The following is a 23,103-nucleotide window of genomic DNA, read 5'->3' as shown; positions in this document are numbered from 1 at the left end:
GGCTTTTGTGCTCATCTTCCTCCATGGATGAGGGTGGTTACAGCCAGTTCTGTCCTGTCGCCAAGGGCGCCGAGATCGTTGCGACGCGGTGGACGCCGCTGGTGCTGCGCGAACTCATGTGCGGAGAAATGAGCTTCAACGACATCCACCGGGGGGTGCCCCGGATGTCACGCGCGCTCCTGGCAGAGCGTCTCCGGCAACTCGAAAGCGGCGGCATCATCACACGGGTACCGAGAGAGGGTGGCGCTGACAAAGGGAATCTGTGGAAGCTCACAGATGCCGGAGAGGCGCTGCGGGAGGTGATCGAGGTTTTGGGGCGCTGGGGGCTGGTCCACGGCCGCCAAAGGGTCACAGACGACGATTACGACTCGACTGTGTTGATGTGGGCGCTGCGGCGGCGGGTTGACCGCGATGCCCTCCCCGCCCGTCGCGTCGTTGTCCGGTTTGATCTGTCGGGGATCCCCCGCTGCCGGACGGGTGTGCGGCTCCATTGGCTCGTGCTGGAGCGCGCCCTCGTGGACGTCTGCCTGAAAGATCCGGGACACCCGGTCGATTGTATCGTCTCCGGCGGCATCGCGACCTTGATCGACGTCTATCTCGGGCATGTGAGCTGGCGCGAAGCGACGCAGGGTGCCCTCGCGATCGACGGCAGCCGAGACGTGACCGACCACCTGGAGCGATGGCTGCGGCTCGACCGGATCGTTGGCCGCGATCTCCCCCTCATCCCGCCCCGGTCGGGATGATGCATTGAGAGCGGGTACACGAGAGGCAAAGAATTCCGCATGGATTCAACGCCCATCCGGGAGCGGCAAATGTCCTGTTTGATCTCTTGGACGCTCCGTTTCGATGGTCCATCCCGATACCGCATTGCTTCCGGATCGGAGAACGCGACAAACAGGTCCTCGGCATCATCCTCGATCCAGGGCCGCAAGAGCAGCCGCGGGGTGTTCAGGATTGTCACGGGTACGTCCATGATGGGGAAACGGGTCAGAGCACATTGTCCGATCCCGGCTCATCCTGCAATCTTGGCCCGGGGTCAGGGACATGATTCAAGAAAATCTCAGGGAGCAGGCTCTCAACGCCGCACGAACGGCTCTCTTCAGCCGCTATCGCGAAGCGGATTTCGCATTCGTGGCGGGCTCCATCGTGAGAGGTACCGGCACAGTCGGCTCGGACATCGACGTGGTCGTTGTTTTCCCAAGTTTGGAAAGGGCCTGGCGGGAGTCGTTTGACGAAGGTCCCTTCCCTGTCGAAGCCTTTGTCCATGATCTGGAGACCTTGAGCTATTTCATGGACCTCGATGTCAAAAGCGGGTGTCCAGTCATGGTCAACATGGTGGCATCAGGAGAAATCATTGGCCGCAGAATGGCAGCTGCGATACGGCTACAGACGGCAGCACAGGCGACATTGGCCAAGGGTCCCCCTCCGCTGTCAGGGCAATCCTATGATGCTCTGCGCTACCAAATCAGTGATCTCATCGACGATTTGCGGGGCAAGCGGCCGCCGGACGAAGTGTTCGCCATTGCGACCGCGCTCTACCAAAAGCTCGGCGATCTAATCCTGTTAGGGCGAAGCGCCTGGACGGGGCGCGGCAAGTGGCTACCGAGAATGCTGAAGGAACTGGACTCGGAAATCGTAAGCCGTTTTGAGCAAGCGTTCCGACACGCTGCTAATGGCGACGGAGGGCCGTTGTTGGCCCTCGCAGAAAGTGAGCTTGACCGACATGGCGGACGCTATTTTGCAGGCTACAAAGTAGAGGCTCCACTCGAGGCTAGGTCGTCGAGGAAATCACACACTCTATAAGAAGGATACTCGGGAATCGGTGTGAGGTTCTCAGAAGCAACAAAAGCCACAAAGTCAGAGCCCCCAGCAAACACAGCGTGACGCGCAGCGATGCGACGAAGCCGCGAAGAATGCCCAAGCAACGGCGACGGGCGCGGCCGTGCTTTCAAGCGCTATAGGACTCCTGCCATTTGGCGGATCCGCGTCTGGCGTCGCAAATGTCGCTGCCGGTGTCGGTGTATCGACCGCAGGTGAAATCGCGCGCCAGCAATCTGCGACGAAAATGCAGGAAGAATGCATGTGAGCGCATCTTCATTTCGTCAAGCTTCCTGTGGCGAGAAATCTAGCAAGGGGGGAGCATGCAAGGTTTGCGTAATAATCGTCGGTAAGCCGGGCAAAGCAGGAACATAGAAGGTTACGGGTAGGTGTCGCTGGGCACTCTTACGTTCGGGGTACACCTGACGCCCCATGCGTGGAATCGCCTCCTATGGCACGATCAGGTTCGGGGATGCGCCGCGCAGGGGTGGCAGATGAGCCTGACCGAGAGCTATCGAGACAAGACCTTCACGATCATGGACCCGGATGCTCGTATCCGTACGCCAGCCGATCTCATGAGTTTCGAACGATACACCAAGGACGCCGAGCTGCCTCCCCGGGCCGTCTTGGGAGATTTCAAGCGTATTCCGAGGAACACGCAGATCAAGGTCGACCAGATCAAGATCGTACCGACCGGCAGCACGGAGTCGATTGTGTTTGCCCATGCACTGACTGCGGACGGCACGGCCCGTTATGGGTGGACTTCGACACGCAACTTCCTCGGCAAGTTCGTCAACGAGACCCTTGGATCAGTACCGCCACCGGCGGGCGAAGACAGGAAAGGACCGAACGCGGCCTGGATCGCGGGGAAGTTCAGCCGCCAATTGACGCTTGTGAAGATTGTAGACGTCAAACTCGAAATCGAGCGCATCGCCGAGGACACGCTGGCGCCTTATCTTGCCATGGTCGAAGCCGGCACGGCTGCCGGCGTGGAGGTCGCGATCAACAGCGGGTTCCGGTCGTACCCCGAACAGCAACGGCTGTACGATGGTTTCATCAAAGGCGTTCCTGGTTTCAACATGGCAGCCAAACCCGGTCGGTCTCAGCACCAAAACGGGATCGCGTTCGATATCGCGGTGGCTGGCGGAAAGGGCAATCCCACCTACGACTGGCTCACAACGAACGCTCCGGCCCTCGGCTTCATTCGAACTGTCAACGGCGAGCCATGGCACTGGGAATACGACCTGACCAAGGCCGCGGTCGCGGTGGCGGCGAATACGTTCAAGACAAGCAACGTCGTCGCGTAGCCCCTCTTTCGGTCCGGCGAAGCTCAAAGCACGGCTTCTGAAGGACAGGGAGAGGAACAGTCACCTCGACAAATGACATCAGGTCATCGAGCCTGAATGCAACGCGTTGCGGTCAGTCATCACGGCCGCAGGCATCGGCGGGGGCAACTTCTCTTGGAGAAGGCAACCTGTTCCGTGCACTGCCTCGGTTCGGAACGCTACTTCGGCTTCCTCTCGGATCGCCGCGTACGCTGACCTGATGTCACTGTCCGCTGACGCCGCTAGCCGCCGTCCCGAGGCGATCGATTTTTGTCTGCAAGTTGCGGCAAAAGCCGAACGCAAGAGACTGCCGCAAAGACTCGAGAAAAGCGATTTCATCCAGACGCGCCTCAAGTTCTTCCATTGCCTTCTCCTGTTCGGATCGAGGCTCGAACGGACAGGGCACTGGCGCAACCGCCTGAGTTCGTCGGACGCCGCTCCCTGACAGGGACCCGAACGAACCCAGATCGGCAGCTCAAGACCCAGAGTCGGCCCGGCCTAGCGCCGGGCTTTTTTGTGCCCAACCGCTTGGCGCAACTCAGCCTCAAGAGGCGTGTTCCATGCATTGCGCCAAATTATGGGATACTTCACAACACCATAGCATGGCCAAAACTCATCTATTAGGCGCAATTCGCGTCATAGATGACGCATTCAGCCCTAAATCCTTGTCTCTAAAGTGTCTTTCTGGTTGCGAAAGCGGCTATGACTGAGCAGGCCGCCGCTTGGCGATCTTGGAAATGAGGGACGAGACTCCAGTGCGGCGCAGCGGTCCGACCAACCACGGCAAGGCTCGCCCCTGGTCAAAGCGATCGGGTCTGCGCGCATGCGAGATCCAATCTGCGTGCGACCCCGATGGCATCGAGAAATGTTTCGTCGTGGCTGACGACCAGCAGCGCGCCATCATAGGCCCGCAATCCGGCTTCAACGGCCTCGATGGAATCGATGTCCAAATGATTAGTCGGTTCGTCCAGAATCAGGAGCGGAGGCGGTATCGGCCCGCCGAGCACGCAAGCCAGACCAGCCCGCAGCAATTGCCCGCCGCTGAGTTCGGAAACGACCTGCAGTGCGGCATCGGCTCGAAACATGAACCGGGCGAGAGCGGCGCGGCAGGCGTTCTCATCCGCTTTTGGATTGAGGCGCCGGAAGTTATCCCGGATCGAGTCCGACGGATCGAGAAAGCTCACCTTCTGATCGAACATCGCAGAGTCGGTCATGACCTGCACTGTCCCGCTCCAAGGCCGCAATTGTCCGGTGACGAGTGCCAGAACCGTCGTCTTGCCGGAGCCGTTCGGCCCGACAACGGCAATGCGCTCCGGGCCGGTGATGACAAGGGAGAGATCCTGGATGATGGGTCTATCCGGCTCGTAACCAACGCTCACCGCATCGATCACCAGAACCGACTTGCTGGCCGGCAGGTTTGTCGGCGGGAGAACGACGGAGAGCGGCTGAAGGACTTCGATGCGCTCACGCGCGGAAGCGGCGGCTTCGAGTGCCTGCGCGCGCCGCCGCTCTGCGAGACGGGCATTCTCACCGCTTGTGTCCTCGCTTCGGTCCTTGCGCAGACCTGCGAGGATCCGTGGCATGTCGCCCTTTGCACGTCTCCCCTGCCCTGCGCGGTCCTTGCGCGCTTTTCTCTCGGCGGTTTCCTGCCTCCCTCGGGCGATTTCGGCGACGCGCTTCTCGGCATCTGCCAGATCACGCCGGGCGGCGGTGAGCGCAAGGGCCTTGCGCTCACGATACCGGCTCCAACCGCCGCCATAGCGTGTGGCGCCCAGCGGGGCCAGCTCGACGATGGAATCCATGGTTTCGAGCAGCTCCCGATCATGGCTGACGATGATTGCTCCGCCCCGCCAAGCGGCGAGACGATCGATCACTGCGGTGCGTCCCTCGCGGTCGAGGTTGTTCGTCGGCTCATCCAGCAGCAGGAAGTTAGGCTCCATGAAGATGAGCGCAGCTAGGCGAGCCCGCGTACTTTGCCCGCCGGACATTGTTGCTAAACGCGTTTCGGGTGCAGCATTCAGCCCGAGGCTGGCGAGAGCCGATGCAACTCGGGACTCCAGGGTCCAATCGGCTTCCGCGAGCTCTTCGGCAGTGGCTTCACCGCTCTCGGCACGCCGAAGAAGCGCCAAGCCTTCGGCAATACCGAACAGATCTGCAACGGTTTCGCCTGGCTCGACCTGAACGGTCTGGCGGAGAACACCCAGGATGCCACTGACCGTGACCTTGCCCGAGCGGGGACGCATCTCGCCTGAGATCAGCTTGAGGAGCGTGGTTTTGCCGACGCCATTGCGGCCGACAAGTCCCGCCCGCTCGGGGCCGAACGTCAGATCGAGATCGGAAAGAAGAGCACGGCCGTCAGGCGTGGACCAGGTAAGTTTGGACAGGGTGATTGAGGCAGGCATGGATTCGGATTCTCCCGGCGGCAAAGCGGATTTGCAGTGCTGTCGGGTTGAGATCCATTGATGCTTCCATCCTGTTCAACGTGACGCATCCTGGAGAGTCGGCGTCAGGTGGCGGATATACAGGGGCAACCTGCCGGCCGCAAGCTCTCAGCTCAAAGTGCGACGATGGCTCCGGTCTGATGGTCTTTGCTGTCGAACGCGGAGACAATCGGGACGTGCCCTCTGCGAAGGCGAAGACCAGTAAAAAACCGAGGAACACGCGCAGCCGGCAGGGCGCTCCCCTTTATCGGGGTCACACCGCCCGCGTCAGGCCGCCATCCACGCGGATATTCTGGCCGGTGATGTAGCCCGCTCCCTCGGATGCGAGGAAGGCGACCGTCGCGGCGATTTCCTCGCTCCGGCCGTAGCGCTGCATCGGCACGCCCTGGCGGCGCTCCTCGGTCGCGGGCAGACTGTCGATCCAGCCGGGCAGGACGTTGTTCATCCGGACGTTGTCGGCCGCATATTGATCCGCGAAGAGCTTCGTGAAGGCGGCGAGCCCGGCTCGTGCGACGGCCGAGGTCGGAAACATCGGGCTCGGCTCGAAGGCCCAGGCCGTCGAGATGTTGATGATGGTGCCGGATTTCTGCTTCACCATGGCTGGCGTCACAAGCCGGGCGGCGCGCACCACGTTGAGGAAATAGACGTCGATGCCCCGGTGCCAGTCCTCGTCCGTGAGATCCAACAAGGGCGCGCGCGGCCCGTGACCTGCGCTGTTGACCAGGACGTCGACCCGCCCCCAGCGCTCCATCGTTTCGTCGACCACGCGCTTCAGGTCGTCCTGGGACTGGTTCGAGCCGGTTACCCCGATGCCGCCCAATTCCTTCGCGAGTGCTTCGCCCTTGCCGGAGGAAGAAAGAACCGCGACCTTGAATCCATCGGCTGCCAGCCTGTGCGCTGCAGCCGCGCCCATACCGCTGCCGCCCGCGGTCACAATCGCCACTTTATCCGTTGCCATGATCCCGATCCTCATTCAGGTCGAGGCGCGAAGGTCGCCCCAACCGTTGTCTTGCACGGCCTCGACACCCAGTCCAGACTGATGCCGCCATGGCCCCATCCCTGCTCTCAGACGCCAAAGCCGTCGTCTTCGACGCCTACGGAACCTTGTTCGACGTGCATTCGGCGGTGATGCGCCACCGGGCGGCGATCGGCCCCGACGCCACGCGCCTGTCGGATCTCTGGCGCACCAAGCAGCTCGAATATTCCTGGGTTCTTTCGCTGGCCGGACGCTACGAACCGTTCTGGACGCTGACCGAACGGGCTCTGGACTACGCGCTCGCGCGATGCCCAGCAGTGGATCGCACCTTGAAACCCGCTCTGCTCGATGCCTATCGCCGGCTCGATGCCTATGATGACGCCAGAGCCACCCTCGACGGCCTGCGCCATCGCGGATTGCGGACCGCCATTCTCTCCAATGGCGATACCGAGATGCTCGACGCATCCGTATCCTCGGCGGAGTTGGGAGGAAGCCTCGATGCCGTGCTCTCCGTCGACGCAGCGCGCATCTTCAAGACCCATCCGCGTGCTTACGAAATCGCCCTTGCAATTTTCGCGGCCGTCGCGGACGAGATCGTCTTCGTCTCCTCGAACCGCTGGGACATTGCAGGCGCGACGGCATTCGGCTTCCGCACCATCTGGATCAATCGCGCCGGCCTGCCGGACGAATACGCGGAGCTGGCGCCCCGCGCAGTCGTTTCCTCCCTCGATGCGTTGCTCGACGCTTAAGCAGCAGGCTTCGCGCGGAGATCCTGGAGCAGCGTTCCCGCCTCCGCAGCTTCCCGCTCGTGATCCGGCTCGCGCCAGGTTTCAGCGAGCCCGGCCTCGTACCAGCTTCGCATCGCGGGCAATGCGAGAAGGCGCGCCACATAAGCCATCGCCTGCCCTCCGAGTTGCAGGCCGTAGGACTGAACCCGGAACGCCACCGGCGCGAAGAAGGCGTCGACAGCCGTGAAATTCGCACCTGCCAGAAACGGCCCGCCGAAGCGGGACAATCCCTCGTTCCACAGCTCGCTGATGCGGGCGATGTCCTGCTTCAATGCATCGGTCATCGGGTTCGGCCGCACGCGGATACCGCAGCTCATGGGGCATGCGCTGCGCAGGGCCGTGAAGCCCGAGTGCATTTCCGCCGCCGCGCAGCGCGCCCAGGCACGCGCCTGAGCGTCCTCGGGCCACACGCGACGATGCCGCTCGGCGAGGTACTCGGCAATGCCGAGGGAATCCCACACCACCGTCTCGCCGTCCTTCAGGCAAGGCACCTTGCCGGTCGGCGAGAAATTCCGGAACGTGTCGTAGCTGCCGCCCTCGGGGAACGGCATGATCCGTTCCTCAAAGGGGATGCCGCATTCACGCATCAGCACCCAGGGCCGCAGCGACCAGGACGAGTAGTTCTTGTTGCCGATGAAGAGCTCGTACATGGCGCCTCACTTCTGTGCTAGCGCCGCCAGGATGCGGGCCCAGGAACGGGTACCCTTGTGGAAGCTCTTGAGGTCGTATTTCTCGTTCGGCGAATGGATGCGATCATCGTCGAGGCCGTAGCCGACGAAGAGCGTATCGAGGCCGAGCGTGCGCTTGAAGTCGCCGCCGACCGGAATCGATCCGCCCATGCCGATGACGATGGGATCGGTGCCCCACTCATCGTGGAGGGCGCCCTTCGCGGCGGTGAGCGCCGAGAAATCATGCGGCAGCGAAAGTGCGCGCGAGCCCTTGTGATGGATGAATTCCACCGAGCAATCCGCAGGAATGCGCTCGCGCACGAAGGCTTCGAAATTGGCGGAGATCTTCGCCGGGTCCTGATCGCCCACGAGGCGGAACGAGACCTTGCAGCGCGCTTCCGCCGCGATGACGGTCTTGGTGCCCTCGCCCGTATAGCCGCCGATGATGCCGTTCACGTCGCAGGTCGGGCGCGACTGGATCTGCTCGAGGAGCAGGCGGCCCTTCTCACCCGCCGAATGCTTCAGTCCAACCTGACCAAGGAATTCCTCTTCCGTCAGATTGAGCTTCTTCCACTGTTCCAGGACCTGCGTCGGAGTCTCGTGCACACCGTCGTAGAAATCCTTGACGGTGATGCGTCCGTTCTCGTCGTGGATGGCGGCAATAATCTTCGCGAGAACATGGATGGGGTTGCGCGCCGCTCCGCCGAAGGTGCCGGAATGCAAATCGCGGTCGGCGCAGCGCACGATCACTTCCTCATACACCATGCCGCGCAGGGAAGACGTGATGGCGGGCGTGTTCTGATCCCACATGCCGGTATCGCAGACGAGCGCCACGTCGGCCTTCAGCTCGTTCTTGTTGGCCTCGATGAATTCAGGAAGGAACTTGGAACCGTCCTCCTCGGCACCTTCCACCAGGAAGGTGATGTCGATGGGAAGCGAGCCGGTGACGGCCTTCCAGGCGCGGCACGCCTCGACGAAGGTGAGCACCTGGCCCTTGTCGTCGGAAGAGCCGCGGGCGCTGATGGCCTTGCGGCCATCAGGCAGCGTGACGATGCGCGGCTCGAAGGGCGGGCGCTCCCACAGATCCAGCGGATCGACCGGCTGCACGTCGTAATGGCCATAGAACAGCACATGCGGCTTCTTATTGCCCTTTGCGTGTCCGACCACCGCCGGATGACCGCCGGTCTCGCGTAAGGATGCGTCGACACCCAGTCCCTTCAGCTCGTCCACGAGCCATTGGCCGGCCTTGCGGCAATTATCCTTGTAGGCGGGATCGGTCGAGATCGACGGGATCTTCAGCCACTGGAACAGGCGCTCCAGGGACGTGTCGAGATCGGTATCGATGCGGGTCAGGACTTGGTCGAGCTGGGACATGGCTTCTTCGCTACTTGGATCGAATCGAGGCGCGCCACGGTGCGCCTATCGGCGTGGCGCGGCAAGGGGGATGGCGCAAACCTGCTGTCCTCCCTCATTCCCGTCATGGCCGGGCTTGACCCGGCCATCCACGTCTTTGGAAACGGTGGCAAGAGGAGACGTGGATCCCCGGGACGAGCCCGGGGATGACGCTGAGCACCACTCATGAATGACTAGGTTACCGCCGCAACAACCCGCCAAGCGTCCCGCGCACGATGGCGCGGCCGATGGAACCGCCCTGGCGGCCGGCGATGGATTTGCCGAGTTCGGCGGCGATCGAGCCGACTGTCTGGTTCACCACGGTGCGCGTCACCTCCCGGGTCACACGCTGGCCAACGGTGAGCGTGCCCTTGCGCTGCGGCCCGTTGGTGCCGAAGAGGCCGCCGAGCATGTCGAGGAGCCCGCCGCCGCCTTGCGCGGCCTGCGCATCGGCAGCCGCCTTCTCCGCCCGCTGCGCCAGAAGTTCGTAAGCCGATTCGGAATCGATTGACTGCTCGTACTTTCCGCGCAGGACGCTCGACGCGATGATCTGCTGGCGCAAGGACGGATCGATGGGACCGACCTGCGCCATGGGTGGGGCCATCAAAGTCCGCTCGACCATCGACGGCACGCCCTTGCCCTCCAGGGTAGAGACAAGCGCTTCGCCGACGCCGAGTTCAGTGATGGCCTTTTCCGTGTCGAAGGCTGGGTTTTGCCGAAAGGTCTGCGCCGCCACGCGGACTGCTTTCTGCTCGCGCGGTGTATAAGCCCGGAGCGCATGCTGCACCCGGTTGCCGAGCTGGGCCAGCACCGTCTCCGGCACGTCGGCGGGATTCTGCGTCACGAAATAAACGCCGACACCCTTCGAGCGGATGAGGCGGACGACCCGCTCCACGGTCTCAAGGAGAGGCTTGGGCGCATCGCTGAACAACAGATGCGCCTCGTCGAAGAAGAACACGAGTTTCGGCTGGTCGAGATCGCCGACTTCCGGCAATTCCTCGAACAATTCCGACATCAGCCAGAGGAGGAAGGTCGCATAAAGGCGCGGATTGGCCATCAGCTTGTCGGCGGCCAGAATGTTGACGATGCCGCGTCCATCCCGATCTGTGCGCATCAGATCCTTGATGTTGAGGGCCGGCTCGCCGAGGAACTCGTCGCCCTTCTGATTCTCAAGGACGAGGAGCTGGCGCTGGATGGTGCCGATCGTCGCCTTCGAGACGTTGCCGTAGGTCGTCGTCAGCTCCTGCGCCCTGTCGGCGATGAACTGCAGCAGCGCGCGCAGATCCTTGAGGTCGAGGAGCAGAAGGCCCTGCTCATCGGCGATGCGGAACGCGATGTTGAGGACACCTTCCTGGGTGTCGTTGAGGTCGAGGAGGCGCGAGAGAAGCAGCGGTCCCATTTCCGAGACCGTCGCGCGCACCCGGTGGCCCTGCTCACCGAACAAGTCCCAGAAGACCACGGGAAAGCGGTCGGCCTTGTAGTCGATCCCGATCTCCTTCGCGCGCTTCACGAAGGCGTCCTTGCCAATGCCCTCGGCGCCGATGCCGGAGAGGTCGCCCTTGATGTCCGAGGCAAAGACCGGAACGCCGGCCTGCGAGAACCCTTCAGCAAGGACCTGCAGCGACACGGTCTTTCCGGTGCCGGTTGCCCCGGTGATCAAACCGTGGCGGTTGGCGAGCGCCAGATCCAGGTATTCCGGTTTGGTGCTTTTGCCGATGAAGATCTTGCCGTCCTGAAGCATCGTGGTCCTCCCGATGGGACTAGTCTAGAAAATCCCTCCTCCGGTTTCCACTCTTGCCCGCCTTGATTTCGGAACCGTCCAGCGCGAATTAACCGCACCAACATTCCCAAGGAGAATCTCATGGAAGAGCTTGTCGCCCGCATCTCGGAGAAAACGGGCCTCGAAGCCTCGGTCATCACGAAGGCCATCGGGCTCATCCTGGCTTTCCTGCAGAAGGAAGGCCCGACCGACGAGGTCAACCAGCTCATCGCGGCCCTTCCCGGCGCCCAGGAGGCGATCGCGCAGGCCGGTTCCGGCGGCGGTGGCGGCCTCATGGGCATGGTGGGTTCGCTCGGCGGCGGCGTCATGGCCCTGGGTGGGCAACTGATGAGCGCCGGCGTCTCCATGGGCCAGATGCAGCCCCTCGGCCGCGAGCTCTTCGCCTATGGCCGCGAAAAGGCCGGCGAGGACGTCATGGGTCCCATCGTCGGCGCCATTCCCGGCCTGTCGCAGTTCGTTTGATCGATACACCGTCATTCCGGGATGGTCCAAAGGACCAGACCCGGAACCCATAACCATGACGTCACAGAATGAAGAGCAGCGGCTATTGCCGCTCTCTGGCCCGAAAGGTTGACGTTTATGGGTTCCGGGCTCCGCTGCGCGGCCCCGGAATGACGGGTTATGGGTTAGGGCAGCGGGCCTCATGGCCCGCTGCAACGATCCAGCTCCTATGCGGCCTTCTTCAAAAGCCCCTCAGCCATCAGCGCCTCACGCACGGCCGGACGGGCTGCGATCCGGTCGAGATAGGCTGAAAGACGCGGGAAGGGCTTGAGGTCCACGTTCAGGAAATGCGACCAGTTCACAATGGTGAACGCGTAGGCATCGGCCACCGTGAAGTGCTCGCCGGCGAGATAGGCACTGCGGCCCAGGCGCTCATCCAACTGGGCAAAGCGGCTCGCCAGCTTCTCGCGCGCGGCCCGCTTCGTCCCCTCCTCCGTCTCCGGGTGCCACAAGGGGCTGAAGCCCTTGTGCAGCTCCGTGGCGACGAAGTTCAACCATTCCTGCACCCGAAAGCGCGCCATCGTGCCGGCCGCCGGCAGCAGATCGCTTTTGCCGGCCTGCTCCGCCACCCATTGCACGAGAACCGCCGCCTCCGTCAGGACCTCGCCATTGTCCAGCGCGATGGCCGGGACGGCATTCTTCGGATTGACGCTTGCCAGATCGGCGCCGTTCTCCAGCTTGTGGGCCTTCAGATCCACCTTCACCAGATCGACGGGAGTCCCTGCCTCGCGGGCCACGATATGAACGGCAAGGGAGCAGGCGCCGGGGGCATAATAGAGCTTCATGAAATCATCTCCTTGGATGGGCCGCCGGGGCGGCGGGATGAGACAGAAATATCCCTTGCCTTGGCGCATAGCCATCAGCATTTTCAGAAGTCACACTTGCGTCCATGCAAGCGCCAGCCTACGCTGTTCCGATGGATGACTGGAACGATCTGCGGCTCGTGCTGGCGATTGCCCGCAACGGCAGCCTGACAGGAGCCGCGAAAGACCTCGAGATCAATCACTCTACAGCGTTTCGCCGGCTCGGAGCGCTGGAGGATGCCATCGGGGTCCGGCTGTTCGAGCGGCTTCCCGGCGGCGTCTATGCTCCGACCCAGGCGGGCGAGCGCATGGCTGCGACCGCGGAGCGGATCGAGACAGAAACCGACGCCCTTGATCGCGAGATCGTCGGCCGCGACACCAGCCTGACAGGACGGCTGCGCGTGACCTCCTCCGAAACGCTCGCGTATCGGGTGCTGACGAAGCAAATCGCCAAGTTCCGAGAGCTTCACCCCGGAATTCTCGTCGAGCTCGTCATCGACAACCGGGTCCTGAACCTGTCGCGGCGCGAAGCCGACATTGCGCTTCGGATCAACCGCCCACGTGAGGGCGATCTTTATGGGCGCAAGCTCTCTGACGTCGCCTGGACCGCGTATGGCTCCCGAAGCCTGCTCGCAGGAGGCGCGCCGGCGACCGGGCCGACGGACTTTGCCGCCTATCCGGTGATCGGCTGGGAGGAAAACGCGAGCGGCATCAACGCGGCCGAATGGATGGCCGAGCATGTGCCGTCGCAGGCCATCGTCTATCGCACCAACAGCATCGTCAGCCAGCTCGTCGCCGCAAAAGCCGGCATCGGCGTCGCGGTCCTGCCCTGCTATCTCGGCGATCCGGAGCCGGATCTCATGCGCCTCGTCCGCGAGCCGATCTCCGCGCTCGGCCGCGAGTTGTGGATCGTGACCCATGCGGATCTGCGTCGCACGGCCCGGGTCCGCGCATTCCTCGACGTGATCGGAGAGGGTATGACGGCGGCGCGCCCGCTCCTGACCGGGTCGTTGCCCTCCGACGGATGAAAACGCGGAGGCCATGCAGGCTTTGGTTCGCGCTGCGAACCAGCTACAAGGCAAGACGCTTCCCCTGACGGATATCAGCCATGGACGATCCTTCCCTCGCCGCCGACTTCCCCACTCCCTCCCGCGAGCAATGGCTCCGATTGGTCGAGGGCGTGCTGAAGGGCGCGGATTTCGAGAAGAAGCTCGTTTCCAGAACACCCGAGGGACTGTCGATTCAGCCGCTCTATCCCAAGGCCGAGCATGCTCCCCTCACAGCCCGCGCCGAGGTGGCGCCGTGGCGCGTCGCGCAGCGGGTTGATCATCCGGATCCCGAAGCCGCGAATGCGCAAGCGCTCGCCGATCTCGAGGGCGGTGCGGATTCGCTGACCCTCGTGACCCGCAAGGCTCCCGCGGCGCGCGGCTTCGGCGTGCAGGCGCTGACCGTCGAGGATCTCGATCGCACGCTCGCCGGCGTCATGCTCGACCTCATCCATGTGCGTCTCGATGCAGGCGGACAGGGCCGGATCGTGGCCGGCCATTTCGCGACCCTCGCGGAGCGGCGCGGCCATGCACTTTCCGGCATTTCCGCAGATCTCGGCCTCGATCCCATCGGCGCCATGGCTGCGCTCGGCATTCTCTCCGCCCCCTGGCCCGTGGTGGCGGGACGACTCGGCGAGACCCTCGCCGATCTGACGGAGCGCGGCTTTTCAGGCCGGACGGCGCTTGCGGACGGACGGCCCTATCATGAAGCGGGCGCAGGAGAGGCGCAGGAGCTGGCGGCCGTGCTCGCCACCGGCGTCGCTTATCTGCGGGCGCTCGAAACCTACGGGCACTCCCTCGATGCCGCGCGAAACGCCCTGTCCTTCCTTCTCGTCGCCGACGCGGATGAATTCCTGACGATCGCCAAATTCCGCGCCCTGCGTCGCCTCTGGGCCAGGATCGAGCAGGCATCCGGCCTCGCGCCGAAGCCGATCCGCATCCACGCCGAGACCGCCTGGCGGATGACGACCCGGCGCGACCCGTGGGTCAACATGCTGCGCGGCACCATCGCAGCCTTCTCAGCCGGTATCGGCGGCGCCGATGCGATTACGGTTCTGCCCTTCACGGCCGCGCTCGGCCTGCCCGACGCCTTCGCCCGCCGCGTCGCCCGCAACACGCAAGCCATCCTCCTCCACGAGTCGAACCTCTGGCGGGTCGCCGATCCGGCCGCCGGCGCCGGCGGCTTCGAAGCCCTCACCGAGGCGCTCTCCGAGCGGGCCTGGAGCCTGTTCCAGGACATCGAGAGCGATGGCGGGATCGTCGAGAGCTTGATGCGCGGCACTCTGCAAGAGCGCATTGCCGAGACGCGGTCCAAGCGGGAGCGTGCCGTTGCGACACGGCGGGAGCCGATCACCGGCACCAGTGAATTCCCCAACCTCGGCGAGGCTCCGGTCTCGGTGCTGCTCCCGTTCCCCGAGCCGGGCGCGAATGCCGGGCCGAAGTCCAGGCAGAGCGCCCCCTCCGTCCATGAGCCGGTCCACATCGCGCCCCTGCCGAGCCTCCGCACTGCCGCGCCTTTCGAGAAGCTACGCGACCGGTCAGATGCTTTCCTCGCTCAGACGGGAGCGCGTCCTCGGGTCTTCCTGGCCAATCTCGGACCGCTGGCTGCCTTCACGGCCCGCGCCACATTCGCGAAGAATTTCTTCGAGGCTGGAGGCATAGAATCCGTCTCCGCCGACGGACACTCAAGCTTATCTGAGCTGACGCAAGGCGCGCTCGACAGTCAAGCACAGCTTATCTGCCTCTGTTCATCGGATGAAATCTATCGGGAGCAGGCGATTGAAGCCGTAAAAGCCTTGCGCGCAGCAATGGCTCAACCCATCTACCTGGCTGGCCGCCCGGCAGAGTTGGAACAGGACCTGAGGGCCGCCGGCGTTACCGATTTTATTTATGGTGGATGCGATGTCCTGGGGCTTCTGAACGAGGCCCTTGATCGCGCGGGGGCGTAACACCCGGCGGCATCGCGCACCATCGTCCCAACGAGACAATGAGAGACTGTGCATGATTGCCGCCAAACATCTGATGATTGCCTGCACCCTTGCCGCCCTGCCGGCGGGCGCCGCCCTGGCCGCCTCCGGGTCCTCGCCTCATAATGGGACCTGGAGCGTGCGGATGGTGACCGATTCCGGCCTCTGCGAAAGCACCTACAACTACTCCATTGCCATCGAGAACGGGAACGTCCGTTACCTGCTGGCCCCCGGCGACTCGCCGACCACCGTGAAGGGCCAGGTCCAGCCGAACGGCCTCGTGGAACTCAACATCTACCGCAGCATCGCCAAGGTCGACGCCAACGGACAGCTGCGCGGGTCGAGCGGCTCCGGAACTTGGAAGCTGAACATGCTCGGCTGCTCCGGCCGCTGGACGGCGCAGAAACGCTCCAGCGTCGTGCAAAGCTGATCTCTCAACGCCGAAGCGAAGGCCGCCCCGCAGGGCGGCTTTTTTATGTGCGGCCGATATCGGAGCCGGACATCTCGCGCGGACGGTTTACGGCGGAGACCAGCACGAACGAGATGATAGTGAGCAGGAACCAGGAGCCGAGCTTGCTCAAGGGAACCATCGACCAGCCCTTGAGCTGGGACGGATAAAGCCACGTCCCCGTGAAGGTGCCGATATTCTCCGCGAACCAGATGAAGATCGTCACGAGGAAGAGGCCGAGGAGCAACGGCATCCGGCGATAGGTCCGCCAGACCTTGAAGTGAAGGATTGTTCGTCCGTAAAGCGCCGCTGCCGCCAGGAACAGCACGTATCGCATGTCGGCCGCATAATGATGGCTGAAAAAGTTGATGTAGATCCCGAGAGAAAGCAGCAGCGTCGCCGCAAAGGGCGGATGGTTCGTGAAGCGGAAGTCGAACAAGCGCCAGGCTCTTGCTCCGTAGGATCCGACGGACGCGTACATGAAGCCCGTAAAGAGCGGGACGCCTCCGAGACGAAAAAGGCTCGGCTCCGGATAGATCCAGGACCCGACCTGCGTCTTGAAGACCTCCATCGCCGTCCCGACCACATGGAAGATGAAAATCGTCTTGGCCTCGTCAAGGCTCTCGAGCTTGAGCCCGATCAGAAGCGCCTGGATCGCGAGCGCGGCGAGGAAGAGGAAATCGTACCGCGCGAGCGCCGCGTCAGCCGGATAGAAGAAATGGGTTCCGAGAAGGAGCGCACACATGGCGCCGCCGAACAAGCAGGCCCATCCCTCCTTGATGCCGAAACGCAGGAATTCGTAGAGCCCGGCCGCGATCGGCCCACGGCGTTCGGCAGCCTGCCCCAACGCTTCCTCCCTGGCGATGAATCGCGCCAGGAATGGCCATGCAAAAGCGGCACTCGGAATTTGGGGAACAGGGCGGCGGAGGAGCATGCGATATGATGTTGCGCACCCGATGGTTAGACGTGCAGCCCGTCGGAGTCAAACGCAACGCAGCGGCAACTTGAGCGCGATTCCGACGAGTGGGAGGGGTGGCTCCTTCAACGCGACGGGACTAAGATTGCCGTTCTTTGAGACCGATCGAGATTTGAACCCCGTCATGACCAGCATTCCGGACTTTATGAGCGTCTCCTGGGCGTCAGCACCGCTCCCGGCGATCGAGGGCGCGCGTCAGGCGGAGCCCTGGCTGACGCCGGAGGGCATTCCAGTCAAGGCGGCCTATGGCGAGACGGACCGGGCAGGCCTTGATTTTCTCGACACCTATCCGGGCATCGCGCCGTATCTTCGCGGCCCCTACCCGACCATGTACGTGAACCAGCCCTGGACCGTGCGCCAGTACGCCGGCTTCTCCACGGCCGAGGACTCGAACGCCTTCTACCGACGCAATCTCGCCGCGGGCCAAAAGGGCCTGTCCGTCGCGTTCGATCTCGCAACCCATCGCGGCTACGATTCCGATCATCCACGGGTCGCCGGCGATGTCGGCATGGCGGGCGTGGCCATCGACTCGATCTACGACATGCGCACGCTGTTCGCGGGCATTCCGCTCGACCAGATGAGCGTATCCATGACCATGAACGGCGCGGTTCTGCCGGTGCTCGCGCTCTACATCGTCGCGGCCGAGGAACAGGGCGTACCGGCCGCGAAGCTCGCGGGCACGATCCAGAACGACATCCTCAAGGAATTCATGGTGCGCAACACCTACATCTACCCGCCGAAAGGGTCGATGCGCATCATTTCGGACATCTTCGCCTATACCTCGGCGCACATGCCGAAGTTCAACTCGATCTCGATCTCCGGCTACCACATGCAGGAGGCCGGAGCGACGCAGGACCTCGAACTCGCGTATACGCTCGCCGACGGCGTCGAATATATCCGCGCCGGATTGCAGGCCGGTCTCACCATCGACCAGTTCGCGCCCCGCCTGTCGTTCTTCTGGGCGATCGGCATGAACTTCTTCATGGAAGTCGCCAAGATGCGCGCTGCGCGCCTGCTCTGGGCCAAGCTCGTGAAGCAGTTCAACCCGCAAAGCGAGAAATCGCTGCCCCTGCGCACGCATTCGCAGACCTCCGGCTGGTCGCTGACCGCGCAGGACGTGTTCAACAACGTGTCGCGCACCTGCATCGAGGCGATGGCGGCGACACAGGGCCATACGCAATCGCTGCACACCAACGCCCTCGACGAGGCACTGGCACTGCCGACCGACTTCTCCGCACGGATCGCCCGCAACACGCAGCTCTTCCTGCAGCAGGAAAGCGGCACGACGCGGATCATCGATCCGTGGGGCGGCTCCTACTATGTCGAGCGTCTCACGCAGGAACTGGCCGAGAAGGCCTGGGGCCACATCCAGGAAGTGGAGAGCTTAGGCGGCATGGCGAAGGCCATCGAGGCCGGGATCCCGAAACTCAAGATCGAGGAAGCCGCGGCCCGCACCCAGGCGCGCATCGATTCCGGTCATCAGATCATCGTCGGCGTCAACGCCTTCCGGCCATCGGACGAAGCGGTGATCGAGATCCTGAAAGTGGACAACGCCGCAGTGCGTGCGCGCCAGATCGAGAAGCTGCAACGTCTCAAGGCCGAGCGCAGCGGAGCCGACGTGGAAGCAGCACTCGCGGCGCTGTCGCAAGGCGCGGCCTCCGGCGAAGGCAACCTGCTCGATCTCGCCGTCAAGGCGGCGCGGGCCAAGGCGACGGTGGGCGAGATTTCGGATGCCCTGGAGAAGGTCTGGGGACGTCACCGGGCCGAGATCAAGGCGATCTCCGGCGTCTACAAGCGGGAGGTCGGCATGGAGTCGCCGGTGCTGGCGAAGCTGCGCCAGCTCGTGGAGGAATTCGAGGAGAACGATGGCCGCCGCCCGCGTATTCTCGTCGCCAAGATGGGCCAGGACGGACACGATCGCGGCCAGAAGGTGATCGCATCCGCCTTCGCGGATCTCGGCTTCGACGTGGATATCGGACCGCTCTTCGCAACGCCGTCCGAGGCTGCACGTCAGGCGGTGGAGAACGATGTCCACATCATCGGCGTGTCATCGCTCGCCGCCGGACATCTGACGCTGGTGCCCGAACTCAAGGCGGAGCTCGCGAAATACGGCCGCGACGACATCATGATCGTGGTCGGCGGCGTGATCCCGCCGCAGGATTTCGATGCCCTCTACGCCGCTGGCGCCTCCGCGATCTTCCCGCCCGGCACGGTGATCGCGGAAGCCGCCGTCAATCTCATCGGCGAATTGAACCGCAGGCTCGGGTACGGATCGAAGGCGGCAGCGGAGTAGCATGACGCTGCTTCATCGACACGGATCTTCGCGAGAGACCGCCAGATGAGCGACCAAGGGCACAAGACCCTCTACGGCGCCCCTGATCTTGCACTGTTCTACGATGCCGTGAATCGATGGGATGCCGATTTCGACTATTGCATGGCCCTCGCGGCGGAGGCGAAGTCGGTTCTCGATCTCGGTTGCGGAACCGGCGAACTTGCAAGCGCAATCGCGCAGCACCTAGGAATCCAGAGGGTTACGGGTGTCGATCCTGCGGCAGCGATGCTCGACATCGCTCGAAAGCGACCAGGCGGAGACAAGGTCGCCTGGATCGAGGGCGATGCCCGCTCGGTCCGTCTTGGCGAGCGTTTCGATCTCGTCGTCCTGACCGGGCACGTGTTCCAGGTCTTTCTGACGCCCGACGATCAGCGCGCAGTTCTTGCCACGATCGCCGCTCACCTCGATCGCGGCGGACGTTTCATCTTCGACAGCCGGAATCTGGCCAACGGCGTGAAGGAAAACCGAACGCGAAACGACGCCATGCAGCGCCTCAATCATCCGCAGCTCGGTGAGGTCGAAGCATGGAACGTCTCGTCCTACGATCCGCGCACCCGTGTTCTGACCTACGAGAACGGCTATCGGATCATCAGCACCGGGCAAGAACATTCAGGATCGGCAAAGATCCACTACACACCGCAGGAGGAGCTGGCGGACATGATCACGTCCGCCGGCCTCGTGGTTGAAAAATGGCTCGGCGATTGGCGGGGCGGCCCTTACCACTCCGGCGCGAAAGAGATCATCCCGGTCGGTCGCCTGGCGTGAGATTGCGTTCTCCGGCCGTCGATCACTTCCAGATCGCTTCAGGACTGACTGGCCCGCAATCCCACCGTCGCGATGCCAGCACCGATCAGCAGGCTTCCGCCGACCTTGTTGACGATCCCCATCGCTCTCGGATTGCGCACGGCGTTGCGGGCGCGCGACGCGACGAGCGCGTAGGTGAAGGCGTTGGCAAAGGCGAGCGCCAGGAAGGTCGTGGCGAAGATGCCGACCTGCGGAAAGAGATCCGCCTTGGGATCGATGAATTGCGGCAGGAAGGCTACGAAGAAGGTGATGCCCTTGGGGTTGAGAGCCGTCACCAGCCAGGCGTGGCTCAGCATTTTCAGGGTGGATACGGCATCCGTCCGCGGCTTCGCATCCAAGGCCCCGCCTGCTCGCCAGAGCTTGATCCCGAGCCAGACGAGATAGGCCGCGCCTGCCCATTTCAGGATCGTGAACACGGTCGCCGAGGCGGCGAGCAAGGCTCCAAGTCCCAGAAGCGACAGGGTCATGGCCGTGAAATCCCCCAGGGCCACGCCGATCGCCATCGGCAGCGCGGTGCGCCAGCCCTGGCCTAAGGCATAGGACACGACGAGCAGAATGGTCGGTCCCGGAATGACGAGGAGGATCGCGGAGGCGGCGGCAAAGGCGAGCCAGGTTTCGACGGTCATGGCAAGGTCCCTGTGATGACAGGTCAGCAAGCCATACGCGATGCGATGTGTCGAGAGGCGTTCAGAAAGACAGAGGACAGCCCTTACATCCTCGCGCGCTCGATGGCGCGCTTAACCACCTGCTCCACCTCCTTGTTCGAGAGGAAGAGATCGTGGTTGATGATGCCGCTGCCGAATTCCGACGCATCGGCAACACGCACACCGAGCGCCTCCAGCCGCTCCCGGTCGGCGGCGCCGGCCCGGACGATTCCGCCGGCAAGACGGCTCGAGACGGCCAAAGCCCGGTCGTTCGTGGAGCTGATGACCGTGATCTTCTTGGCATCGGGCCCCAGGCGTTCGAGACCGCGGGCGAAGAGATCGATATCGATATCGGGCGCCGCCATGACGATGGCGCCGATCCGCTCCATGGCGTTGGTGCCGCCATCGGTGCGCAGCATCCGAAGTGCTTCGAGGGTCAGCAGCGTTCCCATGCTGTGCGCCACGATGTGAATCTTCCCGCCGCTCGGCGTCTTGGCGATGGCCGCCAGAAGATCCTCCAGTGAATCGCGCGACCACATGGCGGCCTCGCGGTCCGCCACATAGCTGAAGGTCGAGCCGGCGGACGGCCACGTGAAGAGGCCCGTCACTCCGGGAAAGCGGATGCCTTCCGAAAGCTGGATCGTCGACGTGGCGGCGGTGTCGAAGCTCTCGCGATAGCCGTGGATGTAGAGCAGCAGGTCTCGCCCGAGTGCCGCCTGCGCGAAGGCCCCGGCAGCGTTATTGCGGGTCACGTTCTCGACGGATGCGATGCTCCATCCCCCGCTCCCGATCAGCGAGCGGCTCGGAGGCGTCAGGCGCGCTTCGGCGAAAACGAGGTCTGCGGAGCGCTCGCCGCTGAACCAGGGCTTCTGAATCGGATCGCCGACCGGCAGGCGCGTCGTGGCGACCAGAAGACGCGGATCGGCCGAAAGACCCGGACGCGGGGCCAATGGCGCACTCGTCAGAGCCGATTCGTCGCCGAGGCAGCCCGAAAGGGCAAGTGCGACAATGCCGATGACCGGAAAACGGGCGATGGGTGAAAACATGGAACCGAGAGGGCAAAAGAGTTCGGACCGGCTCTTTTGCCAGGGATGATGGCAAGGGCAAGGCGAGCAGCGCCGAAGTTCGAAGAACTTGCCCACCTTGGTGAATCATCCGTGAACCCGGTTCCTCCCGCTCAGCGCCTGCTAGCCCAGGGGCCTCCACGACAGTGTTTCCCGTAGAGGCCGCTCATTCGCGGACCTGTTACTGCCGGCCCAGGACCTTCGACTTGAAGCTGATCATCGGGAAGGCCGGGCCTGGATCCACCTTGCGTCGCGGAGATACGTCCTCGTGGCCGAGGATATCGAGGAACCGGTAGGCTTCGTGGAGGGCCATCGCAACGCCGAGGGCCGCTTCAAGTTGCTCTGACGTATAGAGCTGCCATCCCGCCGGTGTGGTCTCGTCCTTATGGGTCGCAACAGTGACCTCGGCAGGGGGGACCTTGTTGCTCGCCCAGTTCACCCAATCCCCCTGTTCATTTTTCCGCAATTTCCCGGCATTCGCCAACTCGATGCCGATCGCGTAGCTGTTCATCCCCTCCAGTTCGTTCCAGCTGCTTCTGCCGGCATGCCAGGCGACCCGGTTGAACGGAACCATCTGAGTCACCTCCCCATCCCGGCCGATCACGAGGTGAGCCGAGGCCTTTGCCCTCGGATCCTTGAACCAGCTGATGGCCCCCTCGGCAGAGCCCCCGGCCGTATAATGCATGATCAGGTAGAGCGGCCGCAGGTTCCCGCCCCGATTGGGCGACTCGATATACGTGACAGGCCTTCCGTTGGATTCAAGTCTCTGCGATTTTACCTGAAAGCTCATTTGTTCCTCCCTTCTTCTCGAAGAGAAGGATTTTATGAATTATGGAAGAACAAACTAAGTAATAAACAAGCCTAAACCTCGAATATTCAGAGGTAACTATTTTATACGATGAAAATTTTCCATTCTTTTAGAGTGAGAATTATCTGAACAATCACTCTATAAAACTAAAAACTCTCCAAGAATGTCGCAAAATCACGCCTCTCGTCAGTTGATGATCTGGCCCGGTACGAAGCCATAGGGCGTCGGACAGGTGCACGGTCCTCCGACCGGGCCCGGCGAACCCATCATGCAGACCAGGGCCTGCGTGGCGCAGCGAAAGCCCGGCTGTACTGCCGGACGCTGTATCGGTGGACCTCCGAATGCCGAGCCGCCGTTGTAGTTCGGTCCTACATTCGGCCGAGCATAATTGCCCTGCGGTGCATATTGCTGCGCCTGTGGAAATGCCGGGACGATCGGCGGCGGATAATATTGTGCGGGCGCAAGCGGCAGCGTTCCGTTGGTCAAGCTCAGCAGCAGTCCGACCTGTATCAGCATCGCCAT

At 63.1% G+C, this 23,103-nt stretch carries 22 protein-coding genes and 1 pseudogene; 10 read left to right on the top strand and 13 right to left on the bottom strand.

The genetic code is table 11. The features are described 5' to 3' along the window. The first annotated feature begins 23 nt into the window (after positions 1 to 23). The gene (locus K9B37_RS08605; protein ID WP_224312675.1) at positions 24 to 743 is read left to right on the top strand and encodes a winged helix-turn-helix transcriptional regulator; all 720 of its coding nucleotides are present in this window, start codon (positions 24 to 26) and stop codon (positions 741 to 743) included. Between the two features lie 71 nt (positions 744 to 814). Here K9B37_RS08605 and K9B37_RS24890 read toward each other — a convergent pair. Beyond that, positions 815 to 973 (bottom strand): annotated as a pseudogene (locus K9B37_RS24890) (GNAT family N-acetyltransferase); the annotation flags it as partial. Between the two features lie 71 nt (positions 974 to 1,044). Here K9B37_RS24890 and K9B37_RS08595 point away from each other — a divergent pair. Beyond that, positions 1,045 to 1,803, top strand: a complete 759-nt coding sequence (locus K9B37_RS08595) for a nucleotidyltransferase domain-containing protein (protein WP_224312674.1) — start codon at positions 1,045 to 1,047, stop codon at positions 1,801 to 1,803. Between the two features lie 509 nt (positions 1,804 to 2,312). Beyond that, complete coding sequence (locus tag K9B37_RS08590; RefSeq protein WP_224312673.1) at positions 2,313 to 3,125, top strand: M15 family metallopeptidase; 813 nt, start codon at positions 2,313 to 2,315, stop codon at positions 3,123 to 3,125. 241 nt (positions 3,126 to 3,366) lie between these two features. On the opposite strand, the gene K9B37_RS08585 is transcribed toward K9B37_RS08590, so the two are convergent. The 3 genes from K9B37_RS08585 to K9B37_RS08575 all read right to left on the bottom strand — a co-directional run bounded on the left by K9B37_RS08585 (position 3,367) and on the right by K9B37_RS08575 (position 6,542). After that, positions 3,367 to 3,507 (bottom strand): hypothetical protein, encoded by a 141-nt coding sequence (locus K9B37_RS08585; protein WP_224312672.1) that lies wholly within the window; start codon positions 3,505 to 3,507, stop codon positions 3,367 to 3,369. Positions 3,508 to 3,943: 436 nt separating this feature from the next. Then, positions 3,944 to 5,545 carry an ABC-F family ATP-binding cassette domain-containing protein gene (locus K9B37_RS08580; protein WP_224312671.1) on the bottom strand — a complete coding sequence of 534 codons (1,602 nt, stop codon included), beginning with the start codon at positions 5,543 to 5,545 and terminating at the stop codon, positions 3,944 to 3,946. Between the two features lie 292 nt (positions 5,546 to 5,837). Further along, positions 5,838 to 6,542, bottom strand: coding sequence for an SDR family oxidoreductase (locus tag K9B37_RS08575; protein WP_224312670.1), 705 nt, complete (start codon positions 6,540 to 6,542; stop codon positions 5,838 to 5,840). Positions 6,543 to 6,631: 89 nt separating this feature from the next. Between K9B37_RS08575 and K9B37_RS08570 the strand changes: the two genes are divergently transcribed. Next, on the top strand, positions 6,632 to 7,309 hold the full coding sequence (locus K9B37_RS08570; RefSeq protein WP_224312669.1) for a haloacid dehalogenase type II: 678 nt from the start codon (positions 6,632 to 6,634) through the stop codon (positions 7,307 to 7,309). Here K9B37_RS08570 and K9B37_RS08565 read toward each other — a convergent pair. From K9B37_RS08565 to K9B37_RS08555, 3 genes are all read right to left on the bottom strand, one after another. Next, a complete protein-coding gene (locus K9B37_RS08565) occupies positions 7,306 to 7,998 on the bottom strand; it encodes a glutathione S-transferase family protein (protein ID WP_224312668.1) in 693 nt (230 codons plus the stop codon). The two genes, K9B37_RS08570 and K9B37_RS08565, sit on opposite strands and share 4 nt — an antisense overlap. A gap of 6 nt (positions 7,999 to 8,004) precedes the next feature. Then, positions 8,005 to 9,390, bottom strand: coding sequence for a M20/M25/M40 family metallo-hydrolase (locus K9B37_RS08560; protein ID WP_224312667.1), 1,386 nt, complete (start codon positions 9,388 to 9,390; stop codon positions 8,005 to 8,007). Between the two features lie 217 nt (positions 9,391 to 9,607). Further along, the gene (locus K9B37_RS08555; protein WP_224312666.1) at positions 9,608 to 11,149 is read right to left on the bottom strand and encodes a helicase HerA-like domain-containing protein; all 1,542 of its coding nucleotides are present in this window, start codon (positions 11,147 to 11,149) and stop codon (positions 9,608 to 9,610) included. A gap of 120 nt (positions 11,150 to 11,269) precedes the next feature. Here K9B37_RS08555 and K9B37_RS08550 point away from each other — a divergent pair, with 120 nt between their 5' ends. Continuing rightward, complete coding sequence (locus K9B37_RS08550) at positions 11,270 to 11,650, top strand: DUF2267 domain-containing protein (protein ID WP_224312665.1); 381 nt, start codon at positions 11,270 to 11,272, stop codon at positions 11,648 to 11,650. Positions 11,651 to 11,856: 206 nt separating this feature from the next. On the opposite strand, the gene gstA is transcribed toward K9B37_RS08550, so the two are convergent. Beyond that, positions 11,857 to 12,474, bottom strand: coding sequence for a glutathione transferase GstA (gstA, locus tag K9B37_RS08545; RefSeq protein ID WP_224312664.1), 618 nt, complete (start codon positions 12,472 to 12,474; stop codon positions 11,857 to 11,859). A gap of 104 nt (positions 12,475 to 12,578) precedes the next feature. Here gstA and K9B37_RS08540 point away from each other — a divergent pair, with 104 nt between their 5' ends. The 3 genes from K9B37_RS08540 (at position 12,579) to K9B37_RS08530 (ending at position 15,935) form a co-directional block, all read left to right on the top strand. Then, on the top strand, positions 12,579 to 13,520 hold the full coding sequence (locus K9B37_RS08540; RefSeq protein ID WP_224312663.1) for a LysR family transcriptional regulator: 942 nt from the start codon (positions 12,579 to 12,581) through the stop codon (positions 13,518 to 13,520). Between the two features lie 80 nt (positions 13,521 to 13,600). Next, on the top strand, positions 13,601 to 15,487 hold the full coding sequence (locus K9B37_RS08535) for a methylmalonyl-CoA mutase family protein (protein ID WP_224312662.1): 1,887 nt from the start codon (positions 13,601 to 13,603) through the stop codon (positions 15,485 to 15,487). Positions 15,488 to 15,539: 52 nt separating this feature from the next. Continuing rightward, complete coding sequence (locus tag K9B37_RS08530; RefSeq protein WP_224312661.1) at positions 15,540 to 15,935, top strand: hypothetical protein; 396 nt, start codon at positions 15,540 to 15,542, stop codon at positions 15,933 to 15,935. A gap of 43 nt (positions 15,936 to 15,978) precedes the next feature. Here K9B37_RS08530 and K9B37_RS08525 read toward each other — a convergent pair whose 3' ends face one another. Continuing rightward, a complete protein-coding gene (locus K9B37_RS08525; protein WP_224312660.1) occupies positions 15,979 to 16,887 on the bottom strand; it encodes a DUF817 domain-containing protein in 909 nt (302 codons plus the stop codon). A 166-nt stretch (positions 16,888 to 17,053) separates the two neighbouring features. Here K9B37_RS08525 and scpA point away from each other — a divergent pair, with 166 nt between their 5' ends. Together scpA and K9B37_RS08515 are read left to right on the top strand one after the other, a co-directional pair. Continuing rightward, positions 17,054 to 19,222, top strand: a complete 2,169-nt coding sequence (scpA, locus tag K9B37_RS08520; RefSeq protein WP_224312659.1) for a methylmalonyl-CoA mutase — start codon at positions 17,054 to 17,056, stop codon at positions 19,220 to 19,222. Between the two features lie 45 nt (positions 19,223 to 19,267). After that, the gene (locus K9B37_RS08515) at positions 19,268 to 20,026 is read left to right on the top strand and encodes a class I SAM-dependent methyltransferase (RefSeq protein WP_224312658.1); all 759 of its coding nucleotides are present in this window, start codon (positions 19,268 to 19,270) and stop codon (positions 20,024 to 20,026) included. Between the two features lie 38 nt (positions 20,027 to 20,064). Here the strand turns inward: K9B37_RS08515 and K9B37_RS08510 are convergent, their stop codons facing one another. The 4 genes from K9B37_RS08510 to K9B37_RS08495 form a co-directional block, all read right to left on the bottom strand. Beyond that, positions 20,065 to 20,691 (bottom strand): LysE family translocator, encoded by a 627-nt coding sequence (locus K9B37_RS08510; RefSeq protein ID WP_224312657.1) that lies wholly within the window; start codon positions 20,689 to 20,691, stop codon positions 20,065 to 20,067. Positions 20,692 to 20,774: 83 nt separating this feature from the next. After that, positions 20,775 to 21,755, bottom strand: coding sequence for an alpha/beta hydrolase (locus K9B37_RS08505; protein ID WP_224312656.1), 981 nt, complete (start codon positions 21,753 to 21,755; stop codon positions 20,775 to 20,777). Positions 21,756 to 21,954: 199 nt separating this feature from the next. Then, on the bottom strand, positions 21,955 to 22,563 hold the full coding sequence (locus K9B37_RS08500; protein ID WP_224312655.1) for an N-acetylmuramoyl-L-alanine amidase: 609 nt from the start codon (positions 22,561 to 22,563) through the stop codon (positions 21,955 to 21,957). A gap of 204 nt (positions 22,564 to 22,767) precedes the next feature. Further along, the gene (locus tag K9B37_RS08495; RefSeq protein WP_224312654.1) at positions 22,768 to 23,097 is read right to left on the bottom strand and encodes a hypothetical protein; all 330 of its coding nucleotides are present in this window, start codon (positions 23,095 to 23,097) and stop codon (positions 22,768 to 22,770) included. Positions 23,098 to 23,103 lie beyond the last annotated feature (6 nt).

The organism is Microvirga puerhi (assembly GCF_020089865.1).
Taxonomy (GTDB): Bacteria; Pseudomonadota; Alphaproteobacteria; order Rhizobiales; family Beijerinckiaceae; genus Microvirga; species Microvirga puerhi.
This window is presented reverse-complemented; position numbering and strand designations above follow the sequence as displayed.